The sequence below is a fragment of the Rhodopila sp. genome, assembly GCF_965276935.1.
GTDB lineage: Bacteria > Pseudomonadota > Alphaproteobacteria > Acetobacterales > Acetobacteraceae > Rhodopila.
The window spans coordinates 1,522,507-1,538,919 of the sequence record NZ_CBDIBS010000004.1 but is presented as its reverse complement, the minus strand read 5'-3'; the positions used below and the strand labels follow the sequence as shown (position 1 = coordinate 1,538,919).

The 16,413-nt window shown below is 62.0% G+C and carries 14 protein-coding genes and 1 tRNA gene; 10 read left to right on the top strand and 5 right to left on the bottom strand.

Annotation, left to right across the window (positions count from 1 at the left end; translation table 11 throughout):
- Positions 1 to 7 precede the first annotated feature (7 nt).
- The gene (locus tag ACQY4S_RS23395; protein ID WP_428487594.1) at positions 8 to 634 is read right to left on the bottom strand and encodes a GNAT family N-acetyltransferase; all 627 of its coding nucleotides are present in this window, start codon (positions 632 to 634) and stop codon (positions 8 to 10) included.
- A 234-nt stretch (positions 635 to 868) separates the two neighbouring features.
- Between ACQY4S_RS23395 and ACQY4S_RS23390 the strand changes: the two genes are divergently transcribed.
- Both ACQY4S_RS23390 and ACQY4S_RS23385 read left to right on the top strand, forming a co-directional pair.
- Positions 869 to 2,002, top strand: a complete 1,134-nt coding sequence (locus tag ACQY4S_RS23390; protein ID WP_428487593.1) for an efflux RND transporter periplasmic adaptor subunit — start codon at positions 869 to 871, stop codon at positions 2,000 to 2,002.
- A gap of 22 nt (positions 2,003 to 2,024) precedes the next feature.
- Positions 2,025 to 5,147, top strand: coding sequence for a multidrug efflux RND transporter permease subunit (locus ACQY4S_RS23385; protein ID WP_428487592.1), 3,123 nt, complete (start codon positions 2,025 to 2,027; stop codon positions 5,145 to 5,147).
- Between the two features lie 127 nt (positions 5,148 to 5,274).
- Here the strand turns inward: ACQY4S_RS23385 and ACQY4S_RS23380 are convergent.
- A tRNA-Val gene (locus tag ACQY4S_RS23380) sits at positions 5,275 to 5,349 on the bottom strand.
- Positions 5,350 to 5,443: 94 nt separating this feature from the next.
- Here ACQY4S_RS23380 and ACQY4S_RS23375 point away from each other — a divergent pair.
- The 7 genes from ACQY4S_RS23375 to ACQY4S_RS23345 all read left to right on the top strand — a co-directional run bounded on the left by ACQY4S_RS23375 (position 5,444) and on the right by ACQY4S_RS23345 (position 9,888).
- Complete coding sequence (locus tag ACQY4S_RS23375; protein WP_428487591.1) at positions 5,444 to 5,905, top strand: 23S rRNA (pseudouridine(1915)-N(3))-methyltransferase RlmH; 462 nt, start codon at positions 5,444 to 5,446, stop codon at positions 5,903 to 5,905.
- 149 nt (positions 5,906 to 6,054) lie between these two features.
- Entirely contained in the window at positions 6,055 to 6,303 is a 249-nt protein-coding gene (locus tag ACQY4S_RS23370) for a twin-arginine translocase TatA/TatE family subunit (protein ID WP_428487590.1), read from the top strand.
- 170 nt (positions 6,304 to 6,473) lie between these two features.
- Positions 6,474 to 7,142 carry a class I SAM-dependent methyltransferase gene (locus tag ACQY4S_RS23365; protein WP_428487589.1) on the top strand — a complete coding sequence of 223 codons (669 nt, stop codon included), beginning with the start codon at positions 6,474 to 6,476 and terminating at the stop codon, positions 7,140 to 7,142.
- 149 nt (positions 7,143 to 7,291) lie between these two features.
- Complete coding sequence (coxB, locus tag ACQY4S_RS23360; RefSeq protein WP_428487588.1) at positions 7,292 to 8,125, top strand: cytochrome c oxidase subunit II; 834 nt, start codon at positions 7,292 to 7,294, stop codon at positions 8,123 to 8,125.
- A gap of 79 nt (positions 8,126 to 8,204) precedes the next feature.
- Positions 8,205 to 9,110: a heme o synthase gene (locus tag ACQY4S_RS23355; RefSeq protein ID WP_428488486.1), complete on the top strand. Its 906-nt coding sequence runs from the start codon at positions 8,205 to 8,207 to the stop codon at positions 9,108 to 9,110.
- A gap of 7 nt (positions 9,111 to 9,117) precedes the next feature.
- Positions 9,118 to 9,273 (top strand): hypothetical protein, encoded by a 156-nt coding sequence (locus ACQY4S_RS23350; protein WP_428487587.1) that lies wholly within the window; start codon positions 9,118 to 9,120, stop codon positions 9,271 to 9,273.
- Positions 9,274 to 9,888 carry a cytochrome c oxidase assembly protein gene (locus ACQY4S_RS23345; protein ID WP_428487586.1) on the top strand — a complete coding sequence of 205 codons (615 nt, stop codon included), beginning with the start codon at positions 9,274 to 9,276 and terminating at the stop codon, positions 9,886 to 9,888. It abuts the gene before it with no gap.
- A gap of 34 nt (positions 9,889 to 9,922) precedes the next feature.
- Here ACQY4S_RS23345 and ACQY4S_RS23340 read toward each other — a convergent pair whose 3' ends face one another.
- The 3 genes from ACQY4S_RS23340 to ACQY4S_RS23330 form a co-directional block, all read right to left on the bottom strand.
- Entirely contained in the window at positions 9,923 to 11,284 is a 1,362-nt protein-coding gene (locus ACQY4S_RS23340) for an MFS transporter (protein ID WP_428487585.1), read from the bottom strand.
- Positions 11,285 to 11,482: 198 nt separating this feature from the next.
- Positions 11,483 to 13,078: a GMC family oxidoreductase gene (locus tag ACQY4S_RS23335; RefSeq protein ID WP_428487584.1), complete on the bottom strand. Its 1,596-nt coding sequence runs from the start codon at positions 13,076 to 13,078 to the stop codon at positions 11,483 to 11,485.
- 4 nt (positions 13,079 to 13,082) lie between these two features.
- Complete coding sequence (locus ACQY4S_RS23330; protein ID WP_428487582.1) at positions 13,083 to 13,445, bottom strand: hypothetical protein; 363 nt, start codon at positions 13,443 to 13,445, stop codon at positions 13,083 to 13,085.
- Positions 13,446 to 14,463: 1,018 nt separating this feature from the next.
- Here ACQY4S_RS23330 and ACQY4S_RS23325 point away from each other — a divergent pair.
- Positions 14,464 to 16,341, top strand: a complete 1,878-nt coding sequence (locus ACQY4S_RS23325; protein WP_428487581.1) for a sulfatase-like hydrolase/transferase — start codon at positions 14,464 to 14,466, stop codon at positions 16,339 to 16,341.
- Positions 16,342 to 16,413 lie beyond the last annotated feature (72 nt).

Sequence of the window (16,413 nt, the reverse complement as noted above, 5' to 3'; positions counted from 1 at the left end):
TCAGGAGTCAAAGCTTCAAGCGGGCCGGGATGCGCAGACCCAGGCTGGTCGGAACGTTCCAGATTTCCCGCACCTGCCGGACGATCTGGAAGTTGGCGCGCAGGTAGGTGGGCAGGGCACGCGGATGATCGGCGGTGCAGGTATTCACGGTCATGCCGCGGGCGCCCCGCCGCCAGACCTCGTCGACGGCGCAGCGCAGGAAGGCATAGCCGGAACCGGTGCCGATGGAGCGCGGCATCAGGCCGAAATAGCTCAGGTTGACGTCCGGCCAGGTGCGCGCATCGAGTTCAAAGAAGCCGGCCGGTTCGCCATCCGCGTACAGCGTGTGGATGCTGATCGCCGGGTCCCGGAGCAGCGCCGCCAAATCGCTGTCCGACGTCGTCCGGCGCAGCCACCAGACGTAATCGGCACCCACCGTGTTGTACAGGTAGCGGTAGAAGGGAACCGACGGAGCCTGCGCGCGCACAACCTGGAATTTTGCCGGCAATGTCAGGGATGCGTCGCTCGCTGATGCCCGGCCATGGAAGAGTTGCCTCGGCGCATGGTCCATCCGCAGGAACGTGACGGTGACACCGACCCGTGTGACCGGACCCATCTGCTGACCCCTGGCTGACCCGAATCCAACGAATGTCATCCAACTATCTTGCCATAATGTGACATGCATGGACAGGCAAGGCGCGACGCGACGTGCCGCGTGACCAGATATTCACCCTGGCGCACTCGCCTGATTTGAATAATAATCCAATTTTCAGGACGGCTGAAAACGAAAAAAAGAAAATCGTGATTGGTCACCTGACCGTCATATGCTTTGTGGCGGCTTTTTCATGGTAACACCATGGAGAGCTTCCTGGGATATGGGACAACCGTCATGATTGATCAGGGCCGGCGCGGCTTGCAGGCTAAACTGGCTTTGTTCGGTGGGCTGTTGTTGGCGGCGGTCACCGCGACCCCTGCCTGCGCTCAACCGTCCGCGGTTCCAGTCAGTGTGGCAAAAGCGGTCCAGCAGGACGTGCCGATCTGGTTGCGCGGCCTCGGCACCGTTCAACCGAATTACGGCGTACAACTGCGTCCCAGGGTTGACGGCACGCTGACCCAGGTACCAATCGCCGAGGGCCAGGATGTCAAGAAGGGGGACCTGCTTGCGGTCATCGACCCTCGCCCATATCAGGCCATGCTGGACACCGCGATGGCCAAGAAGCAGCAGGACCAGGCGCAACTGGCGAACGCCCAGGCCGACTTCGCGCGGTATGCGTCCTTGGTCAAGCAGGACTTCGCGTCGCACCAGCAGCTCGATACGCAGCAGGCAATGGTGAAACAGTTCACCGCCTCGATCCTGGGCGATGAGGCGCAGATCGAGTCCGCGCAACTGAACCTGAGTTTCTGCTACATCACCGCGCCATTCGCCGGCCGCATCGGTCTGCGTAATGTTGATCCGGGCAGCGTTGTCCATTCCGGCGAAATGACCCCGCTCATTTCCGTGATGCAGGTGCAGCCGATCGCGCTGACTTTCACGCTGCCGCAGGACACCCTGCCGGCGATCACCAAGGCCATGGGCAAGCATCCGCTGGAGGTTGTGGCCTACGCCTCCGACGACAAGACGGAGCTGGATCGCGGCACGCTGCTCACGATCGATAACATGATTGATGTCAGCACCGGCACAATCAAGGTGAAGGCGACCTTCCCGAATGCCAGCCACAGCCTCTGGCCGGGTCAGTTCGTTCGCGCAAGGCTGCTGATCGGCACCGACGCCCAGGTGGTAACGGTACCGTCGGTGGCGGTTCAGCATGGTCCGGATGGGCTCTACGTCTACCAAATCGGGCCGGACAAGACGGTATCGGTGCAGCCGGTCACGGTGACGCGGGAGGAAGATGACGTGTCGGTCATCTCCCGCGGTCTGGCCGCCGGTGCGGTCGTGGTGGTTGCCGGCCAATCCAGATTACAGGCCGGAAGCAAGGTAGCGATCCGGGAGGATGCGTCGTCACCGGTGAAATCCGGCAGTTGATCGTCCGGGGAAGGCCAGGCACATGAGCATCTCGACGCCGTTCATTCGACGCCCGATCGCCACGTCGCTGCTGACCGCGGCCATGGTACTGGTCGGTCTCGCGGCTTACCCGTTCCTGCCGGTCGCGCCGCTGCCGCGCATCGACTTCCCCACCATTAATGTCACTGGCAAGTTTCCCGGCGCCAGTCCCGAGACGATGGCATCCACCGTGGCGCAGCCGCTGGAGCGGCAGTTCGCGCAGATCCCCGGCGTGGCGCAGATGACGTCCGTCAGCGTGCTCGGCCAGTCGCAGATCACCCTGCAATTCGACCTGGACCGCAACATCGATGGCGCCGCCGGCGATGTGCAGGCCATGATCAATGCCGCCAACGGCCAATTGCCGAAAAACATGCCGTCGGCGCCGACCTACTACAAGGTGAACCCGTCCGACTCGCCGATCATGATCATTTCGGTGCAGTCCGACGAGTTGCCGCTGATCAACGTCGATGATTATGCCGATGTCGTGCTGGCGCAGCAGATGTCGCAGATCGCCGGGGTGTCCCAGGTGCTGATCGGCGGCGAGCAGAAGCGTGCCGTGCGCATCCAGGTCGATCCCGCCAAGCTGGCGAACATGGGCATGACGCTGGAGGACGTGCGTGGCGTCCTGGTCAACGCCACGGTGGACAGCCCGAAGGGCGTCATCGACACGCCGAACCGGTCCTTCGCATTGTTCGACAATGATCAGTTGACCAAGGCGGCGGAGTACAACGACGTGATCCTGGCCTGGCGCAATGGCGCGCCGGTGCGGGTGCGCGATGTCGGGCGGGCGGTTGACGGGCCGGAGAATCAGCTTCTCAGCAGTTGGCAGAACGGCAAGCGCGGCATCCTGCTGATCGTGTTCAAGCAGCCGGGCGCCAATGTCATTGATACGGTCGAACGCATCAAGGCTGGGCTGCCGCATCTTGAAGCGTCGATTCCGCCTTCGGTCCATGTCAACATCATCATGGACCGCACGTTGACGATCCGTGCGTCGCTGGCCGATGTGCAGTTCACCCTGATGCTGTCCGTCGCCCTGGTGGTGATGGTGATCTTCCTGTTCCTGCGCAGCCTCTGGGCCACCATCATTCCATCCATCACCGTGCCGGTGGCGCTGATCTGCACCTGCGCGGTGATGTACATCGCGGGCTACAGCCTGGATAACCTGTCGCTGATGGCGCTGACCATCGCCGTCGGCTTCGTCGTGGACGATGCGATCGTGATGCTGGAAAACATTTTCCGCCATATCGAGGATGGCATGGATCCGATGCAGGCAGCGCTGAAGGGCGCCGGAGAGATCGGCTTCACCATTGTCTCCATCAGCTTTTCCCTGGTCGCGGTGTTCATCCCGCTGCTGCTGATGGGCGGCATCGTCGGACGCATGTTCCGAGAATTCGCCATGACCGTCACGATCGCGGTGCTGGTCTCGGCCTTCGTCTCGCTGACGTTGACGCCGATGATGTGCTCGCGATTTCTGCGGCATCATGCAGGCGGCCATAACTGGGCCTATCGCATGGTCGAGAGGTTCTTGGAAGGCTTGATTGGCGGCTATCGGCGCACCCTGGATGTGGCGCTGCGCTTTCAGTTCATCACGCTGATGGTGTTCCTGGCCACCGCCAGCCTGACCGTCTACCTGTTCATGATCATTCCGAAAGGGTTCTTCCCCGCCCAGGACACCGGCGTGATCTTCGGCGCGAGCGAGGGTGCGCAGGACATCTCCTTCACGCGGATGGCGGAGCTACAGCAGAAGCTGAACGCCATTGTCGCGGCCGACCCGGATACCGCGTCCTACGGCGCGTTGGTGGGCGCCGGCGTTGGCGGCCAGACCGGCAACAACGGCCGGATGTACATCGCCTTGAAGCCCTGGGACGAGCGAACCGGCGGCAACGCGCAGCAGTTCATCGACCGCAACCGGCCGAAGTTCAACGCCGTCATGGGCGGCCGAGCGTTTCTGCAGGCGATCCCGGATATCAAGCTGGGCGGACGTATTTCGAAAACCGAGTACCAGTACACGCTGCAGGACGCCAGTCTGAATGAGCTGTTCGAGTGGGCGCCCAAGGTGCTCGGGAAGCTGCAGACCTTGCCGATGCTGCGTGATGTGACATCCGATCAGCAGGTCGGCGGCACGACAGCGACCTTGGTGATCGACCGCGATCGGGCGGCGCGATTCGGCATCCAGCCGCAGGTTATCGACGATACCTTGTATGACGCCTTCGGACAGCGCCAGATCGCCCAATACTTCACCCAAGTGAACAGCTATCACCTGATCCTGGAGGTGCCGCCAAACCAGTTGGCAACCGTGGACACATTGAGGAGCCTATACGTCCACTCCAGCACCGGCCAGTCCGTGCCGTTATCCACCTTCGCGACATGGAGCACACGGCCGGTCCAGCCGCTGTCAATCAGCCACCAGAGCCAGTTTCCCGCCGTCACGATATCGTTCAACCTGGCACGGGGCGCGGCGCTCGGCGATGCGGTCAGCGCGATCGACGCCGCGATGCGGGATCTAAATACGCCGGTCACCATGGAAGCGTCGTTCCAGGGGAACGCGCAGGCCTTCCAGTCATCGCTGAAAAGCACCCCCTATCTGATCATCGCCGCCGTCATCACGGTGTACATCATCCTGGGCATCCTGTATGAAAGCTACATCCTGCCATTGACCATTCTGTCGACGCTGCCGTCCGCCGGCCTGGGTGCGCTGCTGATGCTGCTGCTGTTCCACTATGATCTGTCGATGATCGCGGTGATCGGGATCATCCTGCTGATCGGCATCGTCAAGAAGAACGGCATCATGATGGTTGATTTCGCCATCACCGCTGAACGCCGCGACGGCCAGACTCCGTTCAATGCCATTCGCCAAGCCTGTCTGCTGCGCTTTCGGCCCATCCTAATGACGACGCTGGCGGCCCTGCTCACCGGATTGCCCCTCATGCTGGGCACCGGCGCAGGATCAGAGCTGCGGCGTCCGCTCGGTTTCGCGATGGTCGGCGGCCTGGCGGTCAGTCAGATCCTGACCCTGTACACAACGCCGGTGATCTACCTTTATCTCGGCCGGCTGCAACTTTGGCTGTCGCCACGGCGCAGCCGTATGCCGGCGCTCGCGGCGAAGATGGGGGCCGAGGCGGACTGAGGCCCTGCTGAGCGATGGGCCGGTGGTTTACTCAGGTGCACCGCGCTTCTGATGTTAGGATCAACCGACGCACCGGCATGACGGCATCCTGACAGGTCCGGGACAGCGCCCTGACCTTCGCCAGAAATGGTGGGCGCGACAGGGATTGAACCTGTGACCCCTACCGTGTCAAGGTAGTGCTCTACCGCTGAGCTACGCGCCCCCGGTTCGGGAGCAGGTGTTTAGCCCGCACGTCCATCCCTTCGCAAGGGTGGAACTTTTGCTCCGCCAGATGGATCAACGATGAATTCGGACCCATGCACCTGATCACCATCGGGCGTCTTCGGGCGGGACCGGAGGCCGAGCTGTTTCACCGCTACAACACCAGGCTGCAGCCCAAACTCGCCGTCATTGAACTGCCCGAGGCGCGCGGCGGTCCCGCCGAAGTCAGACGTCGCGAGGCTTCGGCCCTGGTTGCCGCGGTGCCGCGGCAGGGCTTCGCGGTAGCGCTCGATCAGGGGGGCATTGCGCTGAATAGTCAAGAGCTTGCGACACATCTCGAGCGATGGCTGGCGCGTGGACAATTGATCTGCTTCCTGATTGGCGGCACCGAGGGCCTGGATGCACCCGTCCTCGCCAGAGCTGATTTCGTGCTGTCGCTCGGCGCGATGACCTGGCCGCATCTTCTCGTCCGCGCCATGCTGGCGGAACAGCTCTATCGTGCCCGGTCGATCGCGGCGGGGCATCCCTATCATCGGAGCAGCCGGCCTGGCGCGTAACCTTGTGCGGCCCCGGACGGCAGTCTTTACTTGCATCGTGCTTCAACTCGCGCCATGTCCGCTAGTGGGCGATGAGCTGGCCGACGCGAGCCAGACGATGTGAGCTTTATCGGCGGAAACTCATCATCGCGCGGATTTTTGGAGGATCCATGGGTAGCTTCAGCATCTGGCACTGGTTGGTCGTTCTGGCCGTGATCCTTTTGCTCTTTGGCGGCGGGAACAAGATCAGCGGCGTCATGGGTGACTTTGCTAAGGGCATCAAGTCGTTCAAGAAGAACATGGCGGAGCCGGACGACGAATCGATGGAAGAGGCCAACGCCAAGCCGAGCGGTACGATCGCAGCACCTGGTACTCGCACGACGACAACGACGACACGCGAGCCGTCCACGACGTCTTGAGCCTGGCTGACGGCTATCGTTCGATCACACCGGCTTGTGGCCCGCTTGCGCCATGGTGCGTCGTCATCTAAGGCGTAAGTTTCACGAGCCGGGGGTGCCTCGAGCCGGCAAATCGCCGTCGAGCTTCGGGCGATCGTCGGAAGGATTGCAGTCAGCTTATGAGCAGAACGATGGGAAAGCGGGACGTAACCGCTCCGACGGCACCGTTCGGTCCGGCTGCGGCGCTGGACACAGCCTCGATCCTGGAAGCTTACCGGCGATGGGCTGGTATTTACGACACCGTGTTCGGCGGCGTGTCTTCCAAAGGTCGACTGCGCGCGGTTGATCTCGCGAACACGCTGCCAGGCAGGGATGTTCTGGAAGTCGGGGTTGGCACTGGCCTGGCGCTGCCCCAATACAATCATGACAAGCGCATCACCGGCATCGACCTGTCTCTCGAGATGCTGCGCAAGGCACGCGAGCGGACACGGCGCGACGGTCTGGCGCACGTCGAGGCCTTGCATGAAATGGACGCCGAGGCGACCAGCTTCGCCGACGCTTCATTCGACATTGCGGTCGCGATGTTCGTGGCGTCCGTCGTGCCTAATCCTCGGCGGCTGCTGGCCGAAATGCGCCGGCTGGTGCGGACGGGCGGCAATATCCTGCTGATCAATCATTTTGCTGCCTCCAAGGGACCGCGCTGGTGGCTGGAACGGGCGATGGCGCCGGCATCACGGGCCCTTGGCTGGCATCCGGATTTTTCCATGGATGCGATCTTCTCAGCCGAGGACCTGGCGCAGATCGAGGTGGAGCCGGTTCCGCCGGTTGGGATATTCACGCTTGTCAGGCTTCGCGTCTGACGCTTTCACCCTACATCGCATCTTGTCCGCGATGATCGCGGCAGACAGCTTCCCGGCATCTTGATCTTCGCTGGTTCGTCCGCTAGGCGGACGGCGAAGAGGCCGGACTTCGGGGTTTGCGCCTTGCGAGCGAGTGGGATGATTGTTTTATGCCAATAATCAAGCGGTTTTTGGGAGTCTTGTGGGGGCTGGCCTTCCTGATGTCGGCAGCGCCTGTCGCGTGGGCGCAATCGGTGGTCGGCGCGCCACGCGCCTGGGAAATGGGCATGCAGCGGGCGTTCAGCCCAATCAAAAGCAAGGAAATAGCGCTGCATGATCTGGTGCTGGTGATCATCACCCTGATCACCTTGTTCGTCGGCGGGCTGCTGCTCTGGGTCATGTTTCGCTACAACGCGCGCCGCAATCCGGTGCCAAGCCAGACCAGCCACAACACGATCATCGAAGTGGCGTGGACTGTCATCCCGGTGCTGATCCTGGTGATCATCGCGATCCCGTCGTTCCGTCTGATTTACTATCAGGACCGCACCCCGAACCCGGACATGACCATCAAGGTCACCGGGCATCAGTGGTATTGGGAATACAGCTACCCGGATCAGGACAATCTCGACATCCAGAGCCACTATATCATGGATGAGGATCTGAAGCCGGGTCAGCGTCGCCTGCTGGATGTTGATGAGCAGATGGTCATTCCGGTCGGCAAGAAGATCCGCATCCTGACAACCAGCGGGGACGTGATCCACAGCTTCTTCATTCCGGCGTTGGGCGTGCAGCGCTATGCGATCCCCGGCCGGACCATCGAGACCTGGATCGAGGCATCGCAGGTCGGCACCTTCTATGGCGAGTGCAACCAGATTTGCGGGGAAAACCATAGCCGCATGCCAATTTCCGTAAAGGCGGTCACGCCGCAAGAGTTCACCGCCTGGGTCGCCGAGGCGAAGAAGGCGGCGTCCATGGCGCCACTTCCAGAGATCGCCTCGAAGTGACTATCGGGATGGAGGCTTCCGCGTGGTGGTAGGCGACATCAACTCCCCGGCCTTAAGCCAGCAGGCGGGTCCTCATGGATTGGTCGCGCAAGTAGCCGAGGAGGCGGATTACCGGGACTGGATCGCGCTGCTGAAGCCAAGAGTCCTGTCGCTGGTGGTTTTTACCGGCCTGATCGGATTGCTTGTTGCGCCCGGACACCTCAATCCGGTCCTGGCTCTGACGGCGATCCTGTGCATTACCGTTGCCGCCGGCGCGTGCGGGGCGATCAACATGTGGTATGACCGGGATATCGACGCAATCATGCGGCGGACCCGGAACCGGCCGATTCCCGCCGGCCGGATCGAACCAGGCAGCGCATTGGCGTTCGGCATCACGTTGGCGGTTGGCTCGGTCATCGTGATGGGCCTGGCGGTCAATGTCCCAGCCGCACTGGTGCTGGCACTGTCGATCTGCTTCTACGTGTTCATCTACACGGTATGGTTGAAGCGCCGTACGCCGCAGAACATCGTGATCGGCGGTGCGGCCGGGGCGTTTCCGCCGGTCATCGGCTGGGCAGCCGTGACCGGGTCGGTCGATCTGGTTCCGCTGATCATGTTCGCCATTGTGTTCATCTGGACGCCGCCACATTTTTGGTCGCTGGCCCTGTGGGCGAACGATGACTACAAGCGGGCGAACGTGCCGATGCTGCCTGTAACCGCTGGCGCGCGGGAGACCAGGCGGCAGATTTTTATCTATTCGATCGTGCTGGTTCCTTTAAGCCTGGTACCCGTCATGGTTGGCTTCAGCGGCATTGCCTACGGCATCGCCGCGACCCTGCTGGGCCTGATTTTCCTGCAGCGCACCTATGCCACGCTGAGCGATTGTCAGGACAAGAAAGGCAACAGCTTGACCAATGATGCGCCGGCAAAGCGCGCCTTCAAATACTCGATTATCTATCTGTTCGCGTTGTTTGGGACGCTGGCAGTCGACCGTCTTGTGGGATGATGTCCGGATGGTTGAAGATCCATCGCTGTCGGACCGGGAGCGAGGGCCACTGGCCGAGATCACGCGACGCAGACGTGGCCGAAGCTGGGCCATCCTGGTGGTGCTATTAGGGTTATGCGCGTTGTTCTACGCGATCACGATCGTCAAGATGGCGCATCCTTGAATGACTCGAAACAGCCGTAATCTTCTTGTTGGCTGGTCGGTGGCGACAATCATCTGCCTGATGGTGGGCATGTCGTTTGCCGCGGTGCCGCTATACCGCCTGTTCTGCTCGGCAACCGGTTACGGCGGAACGCCGAGCATCGGCCTGGCGGCCGCGCCGGGCGGCAATGGAGCGACCATTCGCGTCCGCTTCAATGCCGACACCAACTCAAACCTTCCGTGGAAATTCGCTCCCGACCAGACCGAGGTCGACCTGAAGCTCGGCGATGAGCAGGTGGCTTTCTATCATGCCGGCAATGAGACCGATCACGCCGTCACAGGCATGGCGCTGTACAATGTCACGCCCGAGAAAGTTGGAAAATACTTCCACAAGACCGCCTGCTTCTGCTTCAACCAGCAAACCTTGGCGGGCGGCCAAAGCATGGAATTCCCGGTCAGCTTCTGGGTCGACCCCGCTATCCGGAGCGATCCAAACACCAGCGACGTGAAGGTGATCACCCTGTCCTACACGTTCTTCCGCTCCCTGGACGATGCCGCGAAAGCGGGCGGCTTGGCGAAAGCCGGACCCCATGTCGGACCGATGTCGGCCGCGGATGCTAAGTCCCGGGCGAACTGATCCCAGTCTGTCATAACGGCCGCGGATGCCTCGATCATCGGGCAGTCACCGGACTGCCCTTTCCTGCCGTGTCCGGCACTTCCTCGAGGCGACGATCGTGGCCGAGTGCTACGAGCACAATGGTTGAGACCAACGCGCCCATGGCTATGGCCAAAAGGCCGAGGCTGAAGCTGCCGGTGCCATCCTTGATGACACCCATCAGGTAAGGTCCCAAGAACCCGCCAAGGTTGCCTACGGCGTTGATCAGCGCAATGCCGCCGGCCGCGGCCGTGCCGGAAAGCATCGCGGTCGGCAGCGTCCAGAAGGTTGGGGCAATGGCTGAGTTGCCCATCTGCCCCAGGATCAGCGCAATCATCATCAGCGTCGGGTCCTGCAGGAAGACGCAGACCGCCAGCCCGGCAAAATTCAGGAAGCATGCTGCGGCGGCGTGCAGATTGCGTTCTCCGGTACGATCCGAGTGGCGGCCCCACACAACCATGGCAATGGCCGCGGCCGCGAAGGGCAATGCACTGATCACCCCGTTCATGCCGACGCCGACGCCGAAACGGCTGACGATCTGCGGCAGAAAAAGAACCAGTCCGTAACCGCTCACGTTCTGGCCGAAATACACCAGGGTGAGCAGCCAGACCCGTGTGTTTCGCAGCGTCTCGCCAAGGCTGTAGTGCCGGATGGCCTCACGCTGCGCGCGCTCGGCTGCCAGGCGCCTGACGAGCCAGTCGCGCTGCTCTGGCTCTAGCCAGCTCGCCTGTTCGGGCCCATCGGTCAGGTAGATCAAGACGACGAAACCGAGTATGACCGCGGGCACGGCTTCCAGGATGAACAGCCACTGCCATCCTTCCAGGCCGCCCCAAGCACCCAGCCTGATGATCTGGCTCGACACCAGCGAACCGGTGACGATGGAGATCGGAATCGCCGTCATGAAGATGCCGATGATCCGCGACCGGTAGGATGATGGAAACCACCATGTCAGGTAGAGAATGATCCCGGGATAGAAGCCGGCTTCGGCAAGGCCGAGCAGGAAGCGGATGCCGAGGAAAGACCAGGTGCCGGTTACAAAAGCGGTTATGCCCGAGATCACGCCCCAGGTGATCAGGATCCGCGCGATCCAACGCCTGGCGCCCACCTTTGACAGGATCAGGTTGCTTGGGATCTCGAACAGGAAGTAGCCGAAAAAGAAAATGCCGCCGCCGATGCCGAAGATGGCGGACGAAAAGCCAAGCGACTTGTTCATGGTCAGCGCAGCGAAGCCGACATTCACCCGATCGAGATAGGCGGCGAAGTAGCACACCATCAGAAGCGGGATCAGGCGACGGGCAACGCGCCGCATGGTTTCCCGCTCGATCTTGTCGATGAAAGGCGGAGCGGCAGGGCTGGCGTGGGCAAGCGCGGAATCCATGGATGTTCTCCCAGATCGTCATTCTTGTCGAAGATCACCCGTTGGGAGGCGATCGAGCCATGTTTCTGCCGGGAATTCTGGAAGTTAGAAATCCCCGCTTTCCGGCAGGCCGATCACAAAGACCACAACTGGACGAGACGCTCGAGCCGGAAGTGCCTGCGTGGTATGCCGCCGACCGCTGTCGACCGGTTGCGCAGCCTATCCGGCGTTCAGCCTTTGCGTCAGATGGTCTGTCAGCCGCAGCGCCAGGGCGACGATCGTGAAGGTTGGGAACGCCCAGCCGCCGGCGGGAAATACCGATCCGCCCACGACATAGAGATTGTCGATGCCGTGGATCCGGCAGTCGGGATCAACGACACCTTTCCGCGGGTCGTCCGACATACGCGTGGTGCCGAGATGATGAGCGACACCCTGGATCTCCGGGTTTCCGTCGACACCCCCATCCGCGCCCGGCCGCAGCCATGGATCAAGCTGCACCCTGCCCAGGCCTAGCCTGGCGAGTTCGCTGCCAAAGATGTCGGCCGCGGCCCGGTAGGTTCGCCTATCCAGCTCGGTGAGCCGCCAATCCAGCCGAACCCGTTGCTGCCCGAGCGCGTCGATGGTATCGGCCAGGCTGACACGGCTGTCCGGATTGGGCGCCTGCTCGAAAAATCCCTCGAAGTCGATGCGATGGAGTGGCACCACGGGTCGGCCCAGGAGCCTGCGATAGATGCCCGGCACGATGTCGCCGAGATCCGCGGCCATCCGCCAGACCTCATTTGCCAATCCGCCGGAAAAATGACCGTCCCGCAGGCCTGCATCGAACTGGCGGACCGCAAGAACGCCATCCGGTGGAGATTCCTCGTAATCCTGCGGCCGCAGACGTCCATTGAGCAGGCGCGCCCTTTCCTGAATGGTCCGGGAAAGGCTGATCTCCCCAGGGTGTGGGACTCCAGGCACCTCCAGTTGCCGGTTGTAGGGATCGGCGAGGCGAGCGGGCGCGTCCGAGGTGATCGTGCCCAACTTTCCGCTGGGGTGATCCATGAAGAAGCGGCCAACCAGGTCGTGGCTGTTGCCGAGCCCTTGCGGGTTGACGGCATTGGAGAGCAGCAGGAGGCGAGCGTTTTCGATCCCCCCGCAGGCCAGGACGAAATAGCGCGCGCGCACCAATCCGCTCTTGCCTTCCAATGTTCGTATGCGGGCTTCGGAAACGGCGTTCGCGGCATTGTTCGTGGCGAACGCGATCAGGTTGGCGTGCAGCAGCACGCGGACGTTGGCTGCCCGTTCAAGCCTGGCGCGATAGACCGGGCCCAACCGCGGCTGTTGGCTTGGCAAATCGTATCGATGGACAAGCTTATCGGGATCAAACTGGAACGGGGGAGCAGTGCGGGCGAGCACCGCCGCGTTGTCGAACGGGATGTCCGGTATATGGAGGACCGGACGGGCCCGGTCGTACCAGGGGTCGAGGTCCGACCGCGAGATTGGCCAGCCGCTGTGGGGAACCCACGGTCGTTGCCGAAAGTCCATTTCGTCGAGCGGGATGCAGCCACCGCCCCAGTGATTGGTCGTCCCGCCAAAAAAGCGAAGCCGCGAGGTTGCCAGGTCGGTACCCCAAGGCACGCCGACAGCTTCGCCCTCATACAGGGCCTGCGTCTCCGCCTCGAAATCAAGACCGCCGCTTTCAAGGACGCACACCTGGTGATGGGTTTCGATCAGCGACGTCGCGATCGCGATGCCGGCGGCCCCGGCACCGACGATGCAGACATCGACCTCAAGCGCCGCGCCAATATCGGCCGAGCGAAAATCGATCAGCATGGCGTCAGGTCAGTGCAACGAGCGCGCAGGCGCGTGCCTCGGTCTGTGCCAGGAGCCAGCCATCAAGATGGGTGATCCGGCCGGCGGTGAAATCCGCAGCTCGGCGTTCGGCGACGTTCCGCCGAACCGCCGCGGGGCCATCCGGCCAACACCGATCAGCTCCGGCACAGAGCGAGGCGGCCAGCAGTCCGATGTCGGCTTCCTCAGGATGAATGTTCAGGTACTGCCGCCCCAGCCGGCGGCAACCTTCCAGATCACTTAAAAGCGCACGCAGATAGCTCGCGCCACCGGCCGGCGACACCTTGCCGTGTCGCCGTGCGTTCAAAACAAACCCCATCGCGGCACCGATCAGGGCCTGCCTCGTCATGGCAGAGCGTCGCGTGACGGGATTGCCGGTCGTGGCGGAACCGGAAGCAGGCAAAAGTAGCTGATCGGTCTGTTGTTTTGTCAAAATGGTAGCATTTTCGTCTTTTAGCGGAAACATATTGAATTATATCCGACTTTAAATTCCAAAGTGTGTTAATATCGATATTACATGAATAGCATCGTGACGAAAGCTTATTATGTCTCATTGCCGCCGCCCGAGGCTCTCGGATGTCATAGCCGGATCAAGGCCCATGCACCGCGCCGTAAAACCGGGCATCGGGCTGTCGGTCCGTGGCAAGGCTGACCGATGCAGGCCCTGCACCCTGAAAACCGCCTGCCTGCGCCGACCAGGGCCCGTTAGAGCAAGTCCGACCTGACTGGAATCGCAGCCATGCGCCTGGACGAAGACCAACATGAGCCGCCTTCATGGCCGCTCACCATGCGGCCAGCGTCTGGTTGATGCCGTCCCGCATGGTTACTGGAAGACCTCCACCCTCAGCGCCGCCCTGCGCTGCGATGGCCTGACAGCGCCAGCCGTATTCGACGATGCGATGTTCGTGGCTTACGTCAAACAGGTCCTCGTCCTCATCCTGCGCAAAGATGATGCCGTCATCATGGACAACCCTACTTGCACAAAGTCGCCGGCGTGCGCGGGGCAACCGGTGCCAGCTTGCCGTTCATCCCACCCTAGAGCCCAGACCTGAACCCGATCGAGATGGCTTTCGCCAAGCTGAAGGCCTTGCCGCGGCCAAGAAGCTGCTAACCGTCCAAGCGTTGTGGAACGCTCCAGGAGAACTTGTCACCTGCTTCACACGACAGGAATGCGCCAACTTTCTCCGCCATGAAGGCTATTTCCGGTCAGCCCAGAAATGATCTGGCGCTTCGCAACTGGTTCGAGCAACACAGTCAAGTGATTGGGCGAAGGCTTCATCCCGACCTCGCCTTGTCGACCGCCTTGAAGCGCGTTAGAGAAATATATCTAAGGGGCAGGTGGCGCAACAACCTGAGGGGGATTGAACGTGGACCGTAGAGACTTCCTCAAGTCGGCAGGCAGCGCAGCAGTCGGCGCGGCTTTTCCAACGCAGCAGAGTTTCGCGCAGACAACGGCGCCGGTGCCGGGACCGCAACCAAACATCCTGTTCATCCTGGTTGATGAACTCAGGTTTCCCTCCGTCTTCCCGGCTGGCGTGACCAGCGTAGACGAGTTCCTGGCCCGCTTCATGCCGAACGTGTATTCGCTCTGGCAGAGGGGCGTGAAGTTCGGGAGCCATTACACCGCTGCCTCGGCCTGCTCGCCGTCGCGCGGCGTGTTGATCTCGGGCCTCTACAGCCAGCAGAGTTGGCTGCTGCAGACGATCAAGAACGGTCTCGGGCTTGCACACAGGTCGCCAACGCCGTCACTGAACCCGGCTTACCCGACCTATGGGAAACTCCTCCGGCAAGCCGGGTATCAGACGCCCTACATCGGCAAGTGGCACGCATCCCTGCCCAGCAAGAACGCCGCCTTGCGGCTCCAGATCTACGGCTTTGAAGGTCTTACCTATCCAGACCCCGACGGCGCCAACCTGCAGGCCACGGTTGGCAACGAGTCCGAGGGGTACCTGAACGACCAATACATCACGAACCAGGCGGTGCAGTATCTGAGCGCGCGCCAAGCCAGCGACCAGCCCTGGTGCCTCACCGTCGGGCTCGTCAACCCCCATGACCAGCAATTCTTCTGGGCCGGCACCGAGTTCCAGACCTACAACGACATGTTCCCGCCGAGCTCGACCTTGCAGCCCCTCCTGAGCTACTCTACGACGAAGAATCCGCCGATCGTGTCCTGGGACGACGATCCGCTCAAGGCGCCACCGCCGCTCGGCTATCCCACGCTGCCGCCGAACTGGGAGTCGGCGGCGAGCATCCAGGCGAACAAGCCTTCGACTCAGTTCTTCGCCCGTACGTTCTCGGACGCGGTGTGGGGCGGCATTGCCAACGACCCGAGCCAGACCGATTTCACGATCCAGCAGTATCCAGGCGAGGCGCCGAATGTCGGCGTCGGGATCGCCCCTTACAGCTACTGGCAGCGCAACCTCGACTCCTACACGAACGTCATGAGCATCGTGGACCAGCGGATCGGGGAGGTTCTTGGCGCCTTGTCGGAGGACGTGGCGCAGAACACGGTCATCATCTTCGGCTCGGATCACGGTGAGTATAATGGTGCGCACGGCTTCGTCGCCGGCAAGGTCGGCAGCGTCTATGAGGAGCCGTTCCACATCCCGCTGATTGTCGTGGACCCGAGCGGCCGGTTCACGGGGGATAACGACACGGTCCGGACGGAACTGACCTCTTCGGTGGATATGATGGCGTTTCTGGTCAGCCTCGGTCATAACGGCAGCCGCGCCTGGATGAGGGGCCACCTCGCCGAGATCTACGGCGGACGCCACGACATGGTGCCAATGCTGCGGTCCGCTTCGGCGTCGGGCCGGCCCTACGTGCTTCTCGCGACGGACGAACTTGTCCCTGGCTTCTACAACTTCAACGACTCGCCGCTGCACATCGTTGGCCTGCGGACGCAGACGACGAAGCTGGGAACCTACTCGAAGTGGAATCCCGTGACTGGGCAGATCGAGGCGGGAACCACGCAATCGGAGTTCTATGACTACAGCACGGCGCAAGGGGCGGCGGAACTGGTGAGCACGCCGGGCGATCCACGTGCCCAGCCGATGCTGAACGCGCTTCTCGATGATCTTATTCCCAATGAGCTGCGGGCGGCTTTGCCCGGCGCATACGGCGCCGCGCAGACACTTTCCCGGGACACCTATCTGCTGTTCCAGGCGGCGATCAATAACGCCACCCCAGATGGCTTCACAGGGCAGGACCTGCGCAGCCTGCTTGGCTTCGGGGCGGAGTTCTGAGCAGCGGGGGCAGCATCACGTTACCGCCGGACCGGCCGGCTCGGCGCTGCTGCTGTCATTGGGGAAAACCGG